General features: G+C 70.3%; 13 protein-coding genes. 6 read left to right on the top strand and 7 right to left on the bottom strand.

Annotated elements, in window-relative coordinates:
- Positions 1-94: 94 nt before the first annotated feature.
- The gene (locus tag OG385_RS32770) at positions 95-1,246 is read right to left on the bottom strand and encodes an NAD(P)/FAD-dependent oxidoreductase (protein ID WP_266861309.1); all 1,152 of its coding nucleotides are present in this window, start codon (positions 1,244-1,246) and stop codon (positions 95-97) included.
- An 87-nt stretch (positions 1,247-1,333) separates the two neighbouring features.
- On the opposite strand from OG385_RS32770, the gene OG385_RS32765 reads away from it, so the two are divergent.
- Positions 1,334-2,005 (top strand): TetR/AcrR family transcriptional regulator, encoded by a 672-nt coding sequence (locus OG385_RS32765; RefSeq protein WP_266860374.1) that lies wholly within the window; start codon positions 1,334-1,336, stop codon positions 2,003-2,005.
- A gap of 27 nt (positions 2,006-2,032) precedes the next feature.
- On the opposite strand, the gene OG385_RS32760 is transcribed toward OG385_RS32765, so the two are convergent.
- A complete protein-coding gene (locus tag OG385_RS32760) occupies positions 2,033-2,728 on the bottom strand; it encodes an alpha/beta hydrolase (protein WP_266860372.1) in 696 nt (231 codons plus the stop codon).
- 153 nt (positions 2,729-2,881) lie between these two features.
- Here OG385_RS32760 and OG385_RS32755 point away from each other — a divergent pair, with 153 nt between their 5' ends.
- Positions 2,882-3,433: a YciI family protein gene (locus tag OG385_RS32755; protein WP_266860370.1), complete on the top strand. Its 552-nt coding sequence runs from the start codon at positions 2,882-2,884 to the stop codon at positions 3,431-3,433.
- 128 nt (positions 3,434-3,561) lie between these two features.
- On the opposite strand, the gene OG385_RS32750 is transcribed toward OG385_RS32755, so the two are convergent.
- Positions 3,562-4,068 (bottom strand): GNAT family N-acetyltransferase, encoded by a 507-nt coding sequence (locus OG385_RS32750; protein ID WP_266860368.1) that lies wholly within the window; start codon positions 4,066-4,068, stop codon positions 3,562-3,564.
- A gap of 125 nt (positions 4,069-4,193) precedes the next feature.
- Here OG385_RS32750 and OG385_RS32745 point away from each other — a divergent pair, with 125 nt between their 5' ends.
- Positions 4,194-4,973, top strand: a complete 780-nt coding sequence (locus OG385_RS32745; RefSeq protein ID WP_266860366.1) for a helix-turn-helix transcriptional regulator — start codon at positions 4,194-4,196, stop codon at positions 4,971-4,973.
- Between the two features lie 88 nt (positions 4,974-5,061).
- Here the strand turns inward: OG385_RS32745 and OG385_RS32740 are convergent, their stop codons facing one another.
- Complete coding sequence (locus tag OG385_RS32740) at positions 5,062-5,955, bottom strand: MBL fold metallo-hydrolase (RefSeq protein ID WP_266860364.1); 894 nt, start codon at positions 5,953-5,955, stop codon at positions 5,062-5,064.
- A gap of 229 nt (positions 5,956-6,184) precedes the next feature.
- Here OG385_RS32740 and OG385_RS32735 point away from each other — a divergent pair, with 229 nt between their 5' ends.
- From OG385_RS32735 to OG385_RS32725, 3 genes are all read left to right on the top strand, one after another.
- Positions 6,185-6,394: a hypothetical protein gene (locus OG385_RS32735; RefSeq protein WP_266860363.1), complete on the top strand. Its 210-nt coding sequence runs from the start codon at positions 6,185-6,187 to the stop codon at positions 6,392-6,394.
- A complete protein-coding gene (locus tag OG385_RS32730; RefSeq protein ID WP_266860362.1) occupies positions 6,381-7,778 on the top strand; it encodes an amidase in 1,398 nt (465 codons plus the stop codon). The genes OG385_RS32735 and OG385_RS32730 overlap by 14 nt, the downstream gene beginning before the upstream one ends.
- 126 nt (positions 7,779-7,904) lie before the next feature.
- The gene (locus OG385_RS32725; protein WP_266860360.1) at positions 7,905-8,477 is read left to right on the top strand and encodes a TetR/AcrR family transcriptional regulator; all 573 of its coding nucleotides are present in this window, start codon (positions 7,905-7,907) and stop codon (positions 8,475-8,477) included.
- 58 nt (positions 8,478-8,535) lie between these two features.
- On the opposite strand, the gene OG385_RS32720 is transcribed toward OG385_RS32725, so the two are convergent.
- The 3 genes from OG385_RS32720 to OG385_RS32710 are packed head-to-tail and all read right to left on the bottom strand — an operon-like array spanning position 8,536 to position 12,718.
- Positions 8,536-9,348, bottom strand: coding sequence for an SDR family oxidoreductase (locus tag OG385_RS32720; protein WP_266860359.1), 813 nt, complete (start codon positions 9,346-9,348; stop codon positions 8,536-8,538).
- Between the two features lie 26 nt (positions 9,349-9,374).
- A complete protein-coding gene (locus OG385_RS32715; RefSeq protein ID WP_266860357.1) occupies positions 9,375-11,516 on the bottom strand; it encodes an acetate--CoA ligase family protein in 2,142 nt (713 codons plus the stop codon).
- Positions 11,513-12,718: an acyl-CoA dehydrogenase family protein gene (locus tag OG385_RS32710; protein WP_266860356.1), complete on the bottom strand. Its 1,206-nt coding sequence runs from the start codon at positions 12,716-12,718 to the stop codon at positions 11,513-11,515. The genes OG385_RS32715 and OG385_RS32710 overlap by 4 nt, the downstream gene beginning before the upstream one ends.
- Positions 12,719-12,752 lie beyond the last annotated feature (34 nt).

Below are 12,752 nucleotides of genomic sequence, written 5' to 3'. Positions count from 1 at the left end.
ACTGCAGCTGCCTTTCTCAGCGCTTCACCGATGCGGGGCTCACGGATCTCGTGTTCGCCGAGCTCGACCGCGCCAGGACCGTCGGCGGTGCGGGTCAGGGCTGCACGGCCCCTTCACGCGCTCCTTCGGGGGCGCCGGTGATGAGGTCGATGAGTCCGAAAGGTGCGCCGTCACCGAGGCAGAGCTCCAGGACCAGGCGCGCCTGCGCGGCGGCCGACTCGCTGCGCGAGAACAGTTCCTCTTCGTATGCGGTGAGTGCCGTCTCGATGTGGTCGGGGTGCGCGGCGATCGCCTTGCCGAGCTCGGCCCCGTCGAACATCGCCAGGTTCGCACCGTCCCCGGACGGCGGCATCAGGTGTGCGGCATCCCCGAGGAGCGTCACCCCGGGCGTACGGCCCCAGCGGTGCCCGTCGGGGAGTGCGTAGATCATGCGTGGGACCGGTGCGGTTTCGCCGTCGGTGATCAGCGCGGTGAGTTCCGGCGCCCACCCGTCGAACTCGGCCGCGAGTCGCGCAGTCGCGGCGGCGTCGGTGAAGTCGATGCCGGCGATCCACTCGGCGGGGCGCTTCAGCTGGACGTACGTGTGAAGGATGTTCCCCGCCTCGCGGTGTGCGGTGATGCCCTTCCCGGGGGTGAGCGCGTACATTGCGCCGCCGCCGACTGCCTCGGCCGTCGCGGAGTGCCGTTCGTCGACGTCGTACAGGTAGGTCTCGATGAACGTCGTGCCGACGTACTCGGGCACGGCGTCGGAGAGCAGCGGCCGGACCTTCGACCAGGCGCCGTCCGCGCCGACGAGGAGTTCGGTGCTGACGGTGGATCCGTCCGCGAACGTCAGCCTGTGCCGGCCGTCGCCCAGTGCCGCGACGCCGGTGAGCTTCTTCCCCCACTGGATCGTCTCCGCGGGCAGGGATTCGAGAAGGATGCGACGCAGGTCTCCGCGGAGCACTTCGGGCCGTCCGCCGTTGCCGTCGTCGGGTTCGTCGAGGAGCACCTTTCCGTGCTGGTCGAGCGCGCGCGAAGCCTCGCCGCCTTCATGGATGATCGCCCGGAACTCGTCGGTGAGGCCGGCCGCTTCGAGCGCGAGCTGCCCGTCGTGCTCGTGGATGTCGAGCTGGCCGCCCTGCGTGCGGGCCTCTGCCGAGGGGTCCGCCTCGTAGATCCTCGCGGGAATGCCGTGTACGTGGAGAACGCGCGCGAGGGCGAGGCCGCCCAAGCCCGCACCGATGATCGTGACTGGTGTCGGCATCATGATCCCTTCCATCCGAAACGTGACTGGAACGCTATTCCATAGAGACGTTTGGAACAGCATTCCAGATGTGTCAAAATAGCGTCCATGGCGACCAGGGCTCAGCGGACCGAACGGCGCACGGACGCGCTCTCGAAAGAGCGCATCATCGAGGCCGCGATCGAGATCCTCGACGCCGACGGTGAAGGCGCACTGACCTTCCGCGCGCTCACGGCGCGCCTTTCCACCGGGGCCGGGGCCATCTACTGGCACATCGCCAACAAGAACGAGCTCCTGGCGGCGACCACCAACGACGTCATCGCCCGGGTGATGTCCGACGTGGTCAGTGATGCGGAGCCCCGGGAGTCGATCCGGGCCATTGCCCTCGGGGTGTTCGACGCGATCGACGCGCACCCCTGGGTGGGCACCCAGCTCTCCCGCGAGCCGTGGCAGTCTGCGATGCCGCAGATCTTCGAAGGTATCGGCGGCCGCCTCCAGGCCCTCGGCGTCCCAGAACAGGCGCAGTTCGACTCCGCGTCCGCGCTCCTGAACTACGTCCTCGGCGTCGCAGGACAGAATGCCGCGAACGCCCGCCTGCACGCGCACGTTACTGACCGGGCGGAATTCCTCGGGTCGGTCGCCGCACAGTGGACGCAGCTCGACCCCGCGGAGTACCCGTTCGTGCATCAGGTGGCGGCGCAGCTGTCCGAGCATGACGACCGCGAGCAGTTCCTCGCCGGCATCGACCTCTTCCTCGCCGGTATCGGGACCGTCCGATAGGCCGCACGGCACGTAACTGGAGGCGGATCACGTCGTATTGGCCAGTTCGGCGAGGAGCCGGGCCGTGCCGGCGGGATCGATGGTCTGATGGAGGTGTGCGCCGGGCAGGTGTGCCACCCGCCAGCCACGTTCGCGCGCCTCGGCGGCCGCATCGTCATACGCAGGGCCGAACAGTACGTAGGAGCAGGGGTGGTCGTCCCATCCGTCGGTGACCGGGATGCTCTGCTCGTAATAGGACAGCGGCAGCGTGGGCTGTTCCTCAGTGACTGTCCGCCGCACCGTCGGGTCGGAGAACATGGGCGCGACGTCTGCCTCGTCCCACCAATCCGTCCAGCGCGGCAGCCTGCCGTTCACAGCCATCGGCCTGAGGAAATCCAGCAACTCGGGTGTGGCGACAGGGGTGGATCCGGTCCGGGCCGGCAGCACGGCATCGACGAAGATCGAGCCGGCCACCCGATGGCCGAGACCCTCGCGAATCGCCGGGAGAAACAAACCCGCGTTGCTGTGTGCCACCAGGACGACGGGCCTGCCGACCGAGACCTGCCGGAGGTCGTCCTGGACCGCATGGACGATGCGGGGCCAGAAGGGCGGAGCGCCGACGCCGATACGCAGCAGGGACGGCACCCGTACCCGGTATCCCGCGGATGTGAGATGTCCGGCCACAGGGTGCCAGGTCGAGGGGCCTACCGACGGGCTGTGTACGAGAACGAAGACCGGTTTCATGTGACGATCCTGCCGTCCGTACCACCGGAGCCGCGGCAGCCTCGGCCGACAGCAGAACGCCTTGCCTCCGAGAAGTTCAGGGAGGATGCTGCCAAGCAGCCGTCGCAAGGGAATCCGCTCGACGCGGTACCTCTTTGAAGAGATCCTTCGGGTATGGAGTTCCTCTGTTATCACCGCGACCGGCTCGGCTCTGCAGCGCTGCGCGACGAGTTGTCGGAAGAGCACTGGTCCTACATGGACCGGTACGCGAAAGAGCTGATCGCCCGGGGGCCGACCCTCGCCGACGACGGCGACACACCCACCGGAAGCGTGCACATCGTCGACCTGCCCGATCCCGCCGCCGCCCGCGCGTTCGCCTTCGACGAGCCGAACTACCAGGCCGGCGTGTACCGCGACGTGCTGCTGCGGCGGTGGCGCAACGTACTGGGGCGCACCATGTGGGACTTTCCCGGCGGCCGGACCGGCGGCAACCGGTACCTGGTGCTCGGCCTGGGCACACGGCAGGCCGCGGACCTCGCGCTGCCGCCCGACCGGGACGAGTTGATCGCCTACGGGCCACTGCTGTCCGACAACGGCGCCACCTGGCTGGGCACGGCGGCGTTGGTCCGGGCACCGGACCCGGACACGGCACGCGCCGTCCTGAACCCGGACCGGTACGCCGAAGTCGAGGTGCACAACTGGCAGTTCGGCGGGCGCCCGTCGTGACCCGAGGGCGTCCGGCCGGGCGCTCCGGCGCACAGCACCGCTCAGCGGAGGGCTCGCCGTTCGCGCATCGGGCAGTGACAGCGGCCGGCACCGCGCGCATCTGGGGCGCGGTGCCGGCGCGTCGTGCGTCAGAGGGCGCGGATCATGCACAACCGCGGCCACCGGTCGAGGCCGTGAGCTGCCTCCCGTGCTCGGATTTCCCGTAGGCCACGGCCGAGCTCCTTCTCGTCAAGAGGCCGGAAGCCGCAGCGTGCGTAGTACGGCGCGTTCCACGGAACCCCGGCGAAGGTGGTGAGCGTCAGGGCGGGGATTCCGTCCGGCGCCGCCCGGTCCGCCAGATGGTCCAGCAGCGAGCGTCCGATGCCACGGCGTGCACTGTCCGGGTGCACCGACACCTGCTCGATGTGAAAGTTGCTGTCGACACGGTCGGCGATGAGATACGCCACCGGGGCGTCGGTCTCATCGACCGCGACCCAGGCCAGCTGGGCCCGCTGGTAACTCGCCAGTTCGTCCAGGGACAGCGGTTCGTCATCGGCGATTTCCGGCATGCCGATGTCGCGGAAGCATCGCCCCGCCGCCCTCTCGATGTCCTGGAGGACCGGCAGTTCGGCGGCATGAGCAGTTCGGATCGTCACTGGCCCATTGTCCCCGGTAGCCCTCCCCCGGGAGTACGTGCCTCCTAGGACGGCATGGCCACCGGCACTGCGCGCTGATGCCCGGCCACCGCACACCTGTCGCACTTCCCATAGAGTCCTGACTTGTGCTGGAAATCCGCCATGAGCCCATCGCACCCACCCGGACCCAGAGACTGGCGACCGGGGCGGAGATCGACGCGCACCGGCACGACGACCATCAGATCGTGTACGCGAGCCGGGGTGTGCTGAGCGTGACGGCCAGTACGGGGACCTGGGTCGCGCCTGCCACCCGTGCCATCTGGATTCCCGCCGGGACGGTCCACGCCCACCAGGCCCACGGGAATCTGGAGATGCACCTCGTCGGCCTGGAGACGGGCGACGATCCGATCGGGCTTGAGAAGCCGACCGTGCTCGCCGTCGGGCCCCTCCTGCGTGAACTCATCCTCGCTTACACCGAAACCCCCCTCGATGACAGTCCCCAGCGCGCCCGGCTGCGCGCCGTACTGCTGGATCAGCTGTGTGTCTCACCCCATCAGCCACTTCATCTGCCGACGCCCACAGCCCCGCAACTCCAGGACTTGTGCGGCCTGTTGAAGGCCAATCCCGGCGACAACCGCACGCTCACCCAGCTCGGCCGGCACATCGGTGCCAGCAGCCGCACGCTGTCCCGGCTGTTCCGGGCAGATCTCGACATGACCTTCCCCCAGTGGCGCACCCAACTGCGCCTCCATCACGCCCTGGTCCTCCTCGCCGACAACACCCCGGTCACCACAACGGCCCATCAGTGCGGCTGGTCATCCGCCAGTGCGTTCATCGATGTCTTCCACCGGACCTTCGGACACACCCCCGGAGCACACCATGGCCCTGCCCACCACGGACAGCCCACCGGAAGCAGACAGCGTTGACGCAGGTTGGCGGGGGTAAGGCCGGCGCGGCCGAGGCCGTGGTAATTCACGGCAAACACCCAGCCGCCGCCCGACGCAGGGGCCGCGATCAGACCAACCGGTAGGAGTCGCCCTGGGCGACCACATGGCCGGCTGTGGGCGGCGGGAAGTGGCTGCCGAGGAGCAAGGTCCGGGTACCGGCCAGTGAGCCGAGGATCCGCTGACGCGTCCTGACCGCGAGCTCGGGATCGATATCGACACAGCTGCCCAGGTTGGGGTCGAGCATCTGCACGGGGTGATGGATGCAGTCTCCGGTGATGAGCGCGACCTCCCCCTGGCTGCGCAGCTCGACCGCCACCTGGCCCGGCGTGTGGCCGGGGGTGGGCAGCAGCCGGACGCCCGGCGCGATGACCGCGCCCTCGTACGGGACGTGTACGAGATCCAGCAGCCCTGCCTCCTCGACGGGATCCACCGAGTCCCGGAACATCTGGCGCCGGGCCTCCTCCATGTCGGCACCTGCCCAGTAGTCCCACTCCGCGCGAGCGCTGACGTAACGGGCGTGGGGGAAGGTCGGAACCCAACTGGCCCCATCAGACCGGGTGTTCCAGCCGACGTGGTCGGTGTGGAGATGGGTGAGGATGACGAGGTCCACCGTCTCCGGGGCGAATCCGGCGCCCGTAAGACGCTCCAGATAGCGGGTGTCCAGGTGGTCCCAGGCCGGATTGGCCCGCTGCTTGCCATTGCCGATGCCGGTGTCGACGAGCACCCGCATCCCGTTCACCTCGAACGCGAAGCTGTGGCTCGCCAGCCGCAGGATGCCGTCGTGGTCGGCAAAGTCCGGCTGCAACCAGGGGGCTTGGGCCACCACTTCGGGTGTCGCCCCGGGGAGCAGCCAGGGGCCGGTCGGTGCGGGAAGGCGCACTTCGTCGATGCGCCGGACGGTGAGGTCACCCACGCTCCATGACGGGGTACCGGTGGCGCCGGACTGCGAGGGCGTGGGCATGAGGTGTTCCTTTACTTGTGGTGAGTCACGGCATGAGTGGTGCTCGGGCAGCCATGGGAAGAGGGCACTCGGCCGGCGCCCGTTGCTACCTCTGCACTAAAAGCAACGGATTTGCGTTAACTCACCGTAGGCCCTACCGTCCCCTAAAGCAAACCATTAGCTTTTTGATTGGTCGCGGTATCGGCCCGCAGGTCCGGCATGCGTGACACGAACGCCTGGGAGAGCCCACATGAACACCGAACTCGACCCGCGGGAGGCGGCCCGTGGGGCGCGCCGCGCGGGGCTCGCCCTGGAGGGCGAACGTCCTGCGGAAGTGGCCGCGACCGCCCACCACATCCAGGCCGTTGTCGCCACACTGCGCGAGCTCGACTTCGAGGACACGCCTCCCGCGACTTCCTACAAGGCCGTTGTTCAGGAGGACCTCCATGCGGCCCTTTGAGCTGTCACTCACTGAAGCGGCTCGCGCAGTACGCACGCGCGAGCTGTCCCCGGTCGAGCTGACCGAGTCGGTCCTCGGCCGTATCGGCGCTGTCGAGGAACGGCTCCAGGCCTACGTCACGGTCACCGCCGATGCCGCGCGCCGAGCGGCCGCCCGGGCGGAGCGGGAGATCACGGCAGGGCAGCCGCTCGGCCCGCTGCACGGCATCCCCATGGGGCTCAAGGACATGATCGACACCAAGGGAATGGCGACAACAGCAAGCTCCCGGGTCAGGTCGGGCCACGTGGCGGACGGAGACAGCGCCGTCGCATCGCGTCTGGCCGCGGCGGGCGCGATCCTGCTGGGCAAGACCCACACACATGAATTCGCCTACGGACTGACGACACCCCAGACCAAGAACGCCTGGGACCACGACCGCGTCGCCGGCGGGTCGAGCGGCGGCTCGGCCGTGGCCGTCGCTGCCGGCGAGGCCACCTTCGCCCTCGGTACCGACACCGGCGGTTCGATCCGGGTTCCCGCGGCACTGAACGGCGTGGTCGGACTGAAGCCCACGTACGGCCTGGTCTCCCGGCACGGCGTGACCTCGCTGTCCTGGTCCCTCGACCACGTCGGCCCCATCACCCGCACGGTGCGGGACGCGGCGCTGGTCCTGTCCGCGTTGGCGGGACACGACCCGCGTGACCCGGCGAGCCTGACCGCCGCTCCGATCGGTGAACTGTCCGAAGAGGAAGGGGACTTGTCGGGGCTGCGGGTGGGCGTACCGAGCAACTACTACTTCGACCGGGTCTCCCCCGAGATCGACGTGGCGGTACAGCGCGCCATCGGGCAGCTTCAGGAACTGGGCGCGGAACTCGTCGAGGTCGAGATCCCGATGGCGCGATACGTCCAGGCGATCCAGTGGGGCCTGATGGTTCCCGAGGCAACCGCCTACCACGAGCGCACACTGCGGTCCATGCCCGAGCGGTACGGGCCGGACGTCCGCGTTCTGCTGGAGGCCGGGGAGTTCGTCTCGGCCGGCGACTATCTGCGCGCCCAGCGTGCACGGACCCTGATGCGCGACGCGTGGGCGCGGATGCTTGGCACGGTCGACCTGATAGCGGCTCCGGCCGTGCCGATGACGGCCGCCAGGGCGGGCCAGGACAGTGTCGAGTGGGCGGACGGCACGGTCGAGGCCGTCTCCGACAGTTACGTCCGCCTCTCCGCGCCGGCCAACATCACCGGGGTCCCGGCGCTGACCCTGCCCGTCGGCCTCGACCGCACGGGCCTGCCGATCGGCATGCAGCTGATGGGACGTCCGCTGGGCGAGGCCACCGTGCTGCGCGCCGGACGAGCCTACGAACGGGCGCAGACCGGAACGCGATCGCTCACCCAGGTCGCCGGCTGAACGCCCCACTCGTGTAGGCGATGGGGCGCGCCCTGTTCTGCGGAGTCCACAGGCTGCCGGACGGGCCCGGTGGAGAGACGTGAGAGACCGCCCTTGAAGCAATAATTTTGCATTAAGGTGGATGCCATGAGCCCCAAGCCCATGGTTCGCCCCGGAGGGCGCAGCGCCCGCGTGCAGGAGTCCGTCCACGCGGCCGTCCGTGAACTGGAAGCCGAGCAGGGGCGGGACGCACTCACCGTCCCCCTCGTGGCGGCCCGTGCCGGCGTGACACCGTCGACCGTGTACCGCAGATGGGGCGACCTGCAGGAACTCCTCTCCGACGTCGCTGTCGAGCGATTGCGCCCCGAGGCGCCCCCGTCCGATCTCGGCACCCTGCGCGCGGACCTGGGCACATGGGCCGAGCAGTTCCTGGAGGAGATGGCTTCCCCGCCGGGGCGGGCGTACATCCGTGACGCGCTCCTGGGGGATCCGGACGGCAGCAATGCGGGGCAGTGCTCGGCCTACGCGGCGGATCAGATCGACATCATGCTCGGCCGGGCATCGGAACGCGGCGAGGCCGTACCGGACACGGAGCAGGTCGTCGACCGCGTCGTCGCCCCGATGATGTACCGGATCCTGTTCCGCCCCGGCCCGCTGGACGCCGCATGGGCACGGATCCTCGTGGACAACGCCCTCGACCGGCCGTCGGACCGCGTGTGAGATCTGCCGCCTCGGACGACATCAGCCGCAGACCACGTCAGCCGTGGAGCAGCCCACGTCAGCCGTAGACCTGGCGGCCCAGCCACTGGCCGCCGTCGATCACCATCGTCGTACCGGTGATGTAGCGCGAGCGTTCCTCCAGCAGGAAGAGTGCGGCCTCGGCGACCTCATCCGGTGTGGTGAAGCGCCCGGCCGGAACGCTGTCGAGCACCCGGGCACGGGCCTCCGGCGTGGGCCACAGCGCGGCGCCCGCGCCCTCGGTCTCCGTCGGGCCGGGCGCGATGCAGTTGACCCGCACACCGCGCGCGCCCCACTCGGCGGCGAGGGTGCGGGTCATCGCCAGCACCCCGCCCTTGGCCGCCGCACTGTGGACGGTGCCGGGGTGGCCGTGCCAGGCGTAGCTGGCGATCACGTTGACGATCGCCCCGTCCCCCGCACCGAGCATGTGCTGCGCGGCGGCCCGGGTGGCGAAGAAGGTGCCGTTGAGGACGATGTCGACCACGGCGCGCCAGCCGTTCGGGGACAGGTCCTCCGCGGGTACGACGAAGTTCCCTGCGGCGTTGTTGACCAGCGCGTCCAGGCGCCCGTGCCGGGCGGCGACCGCGTCGATCGCGGACGTCAGCGCGTCGGCGTCGCGGACGTCGACCGGGGCTGTTTCCACTGTGCCGCCGGACTCCCGTGCGAGGCGCGCGGTCTCCTCCAGTGCCTCGGGGCGCCGGCCGATTACCGCGACGGTTCCGCCCGCCGCGGCATAGCGCAGGGCGATGGCGCGGCCGATTCCGGAACCGCCGCCGGTGACGACGGCGACCCGGCCCGCGAGTTCAGCGGGGGAATTCTTCGTGGTGGGAGTGTTCACGGGGGAAGGGCTCACGGGGCAGTGCTCCTTGGGTACGGGTTTCACCGGAGGGTTTCACCGGTGGAGCTGCCGCCGGCGGCGATCTCGCCGGCAGGGGTGGCAGCGGTGAGGGTGATCAGTGCGTCGACGGCCAGCAGGCCGGCAGGGGCGACGCGGACGGGATTGAGTTCGATCTCCAGCAGGTCGGGCCGCGTGGCGGCCAGCCGGGAGAGCCGGACGACCGTGTCGGCGAGCGCCCCGGTGTCGGCCGGGGGGCGGCCACGCCAGCCGTTCAGCAGCGGCGCGCAGCGCAGCCGCGCGATCAGACTCAGCGCGTCCTCGTGGGTGCAGGGTGCGAGAGCCAGGACGCTGTCGCGCCAGAGTTCCGTCTCGGTTCCGCCCGCGCCGACGACGACCACCGGCCCGAACGACGGATCGCGGCGGGTGGCGACCACCATTTCGACGACGTGCGGGCGGCGGTCCAGCTCTTCGACGACGTACCGGCCGGGGCCCAGGCGCAGGGACATCTCCATGTAGGAGGATTCCAGCGCGATGGCGTCACCGAGACCGACCGCCACACCACCGTGCTCGCTCTTGTGCTCAAGCCAGTCCGCCTTGAGGACGTACGGGGCAGTCAACCGGGTTGCCGCATGCCGCAGTTCGGCCAGGTCGGTGACGGCGAGGGCGGGTGGGAACGCGATGCCGGCACCGGCGAGCAGATCGCGGGCCGCGAGGTAGCCGAAGGCGGTCGGCGCAGCGGTGGGGAGCCCGCCAGGTGGACCGCCCGGGCGCCCGCCCGCGGCCTGGGGGGTACGTACTTCCGCGCCGGAAGACGTACGTACATCTGCCAGGCCCCGTTCGGCGAGGCGGGCCGCCGTGCCCAGTGCGCCGACGGCCGTCTCGATGTCCTCGTAGGTGGGCACACCCGCCGCACGCAGGGCCTCGGTGGTCGTGGTGGACCGGGCCATCGAGTGCACCAGCACCGGCAGTCCGTGCCGGACGGCCGAACGGGCCAGCTCCAGGGCGACTTCGGTCTCCCGTTCCTGCTGCGCCGGGATGTCGCGGCCGTAACTGCCGAAGTATCCGCTCATCAGGACGGCGTCGGCGCCGCCCGACGCGGCCACCAGGTCCACGACCCGGCCGTACGTACGCAGGTCCTGTTCGCCGCCGCCGGCCAGGTCGACCGGGTTGGCGGTGGCGGCCTGCGGTGGCAGGCCGGCCGCGATGGCGTTCCGGGTCGGGGGCGGCAGTGGCTCCACCAGCAATCCGGCGCGCGAGGCGAGGTCGACGGCGAGTGCGCCCTGTCCGCCGCTGTCGGTCACGACGACGACGCGCCGCCCGGTGGGGCGCGGTGCCCGGACGAGGAGCTGCGCGGCGGCGATCAGACGCGCGGGCGTCTCGGCCCGCACCGCGCCTGCTGTCTCGCAGGCGGCGTCCACGATGTCCGTGGCGGTGGTCATCGCCCCGGTGTGCGACCGGGCGGCCTGCCGGCCGGCGTCGCTGGCGCCGACGGTCAGCAGCAGTACGGCTTTTCCGGCCCGGCGCAGTGCGGTGAGGGCGGCGATCAGTGCGCGCCCGTCGCCGAAGCTCTCCAGATAGAGGGCGACGACCCGGGTCGCATCGTGGCCTGCGAGGTCGGTGAGGACTTCGTGGGCCGTGACGTCCGCCTGACTGCCCACGGAGACGAACCGGGAGATCCCCAGTCCGGCGTCGTCGGCGAGGCCCGCGAGCTCCAGTCCGAGCTGGCCGCTCTGTGAGACGATCGCCAGCGAACCCGGCCTGAACTGTCCCCAGACCAGGTCGAGTTCGGCGGACGCGTCGTAGATGCCGAGGCAGTTGGGGCCGATCAGCCGGGCACCGGCCGCGCGGACCCGGGCGGCGAGCCCGCGCTCGTCCTCGACTCCGGCGGTGATGGCCAGCAGGCCGCGTGCGCCCAGCGCCAGTGCCTCGTCCACGGCGGCGCCGAGTGCGGGGCCCGGTACGGCGAAGGCGACGAGTTCGGGAGCGTCGGGCAGCTCTCGCAGCGAACGCGCCGTTTCCTGTCCGAGGACTGCGCCTCCCCGGGCGTTCACCAGGTGCACGGTGCGCCGCGCGGTTCCGGTCAGGGCTCCCCTGGCGAGCCAGTAGCCCCACTTCGTCGGCGTACCGCTGGCACCGACCACGGCGATGGACGCCGGGTCGCGGAAGGCGTCGAGACCGGTCATCGGTCTGCCCGCTGTCCCGGTCCGTCCGCCTTCGCCAGCGAGCGGGAGACGACCAGCCGCTGGATGTCGGATGTGCCTTCCTCGATCTCTTCGAGCTTGGCGTCGCGCATCCACTTCTCGACGAGGTACTCCTGCGAGTAGCCCCAGCCGCCGAGGGTCTGCACCGCGGACCAGGTGTTGGCCATCGCGTTCTCCGAACCGACCAGTTTGGCCATGGCGGCCTCGGCCGTGACCCGCTCGCCCCGGTCGAACAGCCGGGCCGCCCTGACCGCGAAGAGATGCGCCGCATCGGTACGTACGGCCATGTCGGCGAGCCGGAAGGCCACCGCCTGGTGCTTGATGATCGGTACGCCGAACTGCACCCGGTCGCGGGCGTAGTCGGTGGCGTAGTCGAGGGCGGCCCGGCACAGTCCCGCGCAGGAGGCGGCGATGAGGATGCGGGAGGCGTCGAAGGTCCGCATCAGGCCGAAGAAGCCCTGGCCCTCGTCACCCAGCCGGTCCGCGACCGGGACCCGTACGTCCTCCAGGAACACCTCGGCGTTGACGATCGCCCGCTGGCCCATCTTGCGCATCGGCTTGCCGACGGTCAGGCCGGGGGTGTCCCGTTCGACCACGAACGCGGTCACGCCCTTGGCACCCAGCGAGGGATCGACGGTGGCGAAGACGACGAAGCGCTGGGCGTAGGGGGCGTTGGAGATCCATGCCTTCTGCCCGTTGAGCACGTAGTGCTCGTCCGCTCCGGTGCCCGTGCGCACCGCACGGGCACGGATGCCGGCGGCGTCGGAGCCGTGGCCCGGTTCGGTGACGGCCAGCGCCGTCAACGGCGGGGTGTCGCCGCACAGCGGGCTCAGCCAGCGCTGCTTCTGCTCGTCGGTGCCCAGTTCCAGGATCGGGTCGGCGAAGAACCCGCTGGAGGTCAGCAGGTTGCCGATGGCGATGTCGCCGTGGCACAGCTCCTCCTGCACCAGGACCTGGGTGAGCATGTCGGTGATGCCGCCACCGCCGTACTGGGCGGGGATCATGAAGGAGGCGAGGCCGATCTCGGCCGCCTTGGCCCACAGGTCGAGCGGCGACTCGGTCTGGGCGTCGTCGACCTCGCGGGCCCGGGGCCGGATCTCCTTCGCCGCGAATTCGCGGCTGAGCTGGAGGATCTGCCGCTGCTCGGTGCTGAGTTCCAGGACGTCGCGGATCTCGAAAGGCATGAAGGCTCCCTGCGGTACGGGTACGGGTACGTGG

Source organism: Streptomyces sp. NBC_01306 (genome assembly GCF_026340465.1).
Lineage (GTDB): Bacteria > Actinomycetota > Actinomycetes > Streptomycetales > Streptomycetaceae > Streptomyces.
The sequence above is the reverse complement of the archived record's forward strand: the minus strand, read 5'-3'. Positions and strand labels throughout refer to the sequence as shown.

Bases quoted from the DNA above. Each gene is read 5' to 3' on its own strand.
- OG385_RS32715 (WP_266860357.1), bottom strand. From the start codon at position 11,516: ATGACCGGTCTCGACGCCTTCCGCGACCCGGCGTCCATCGCCGTGGTC.
- OG385_RS32735 (WP_266860363.1), top strand. From the start codon at position 6,185: ATGAACACCGAACTCGACCCGCGGGAGGCGGCCCGTGGGGCGCGCCGC.
- OG385_RS32755 (WP_266860370.1), top strand. From the start codon at position 2,882: ATGGAGTTCCTCTGTTATCACCGCGACCGGCTCGGCTCTGCAGCGCTG.
- OG385_RS32765 (WP_266860374.1), top strand. From the start codon at position 1,334: ATGGCGACCAGGGCTCAGCGGACCGAACGGCGCACGGACGCGCTCTCG.
- OG385_RS32725 (WP_266860360.1), top strand. From the start codon at position 7,905: ATGAGCCCCAAGCCCATGGTTCGCCCCGGAGGGCGCAGCGCCCGCGTG.
- OG385_RS32730 (WP_266860362.1), top strand. From the start codon at position 6,381: ATGCGGCCCTTTGAGCTGTCACTCACTGAAGCGGCTCGCGCAGTACGC.
- OG385_RS32770 (WP_266861309.1), bottom strand. From the start codon at position 1,246: ATGCCGACACCAGTCACGATCATCGGTGCGGGCTTGGGCGGCCTCGCC.
- OG385_RS32740 (WP_266860364.1), bottom strand. From the start codon at position 5,955: ATGCCCACGCCCTCGCAGTCCGGCGCCACCGGTACCCCGTCATGGAGC.
- OG385_RS32760 (WP_266860372.1), bottom strand. From the start codon at position 2,728: ATGAAACCGGTCTTCGTTCTCGTACACAGCCCGTCGGTAGGCCCCTCG.
- OG385_RS32710 (WP_266860356.1), bottom strand. From the start codon at position 12,718: ATGCCTTTCGAGATCCGCGACGTCCTGGAACTCAGCACCGAGCAGCGG.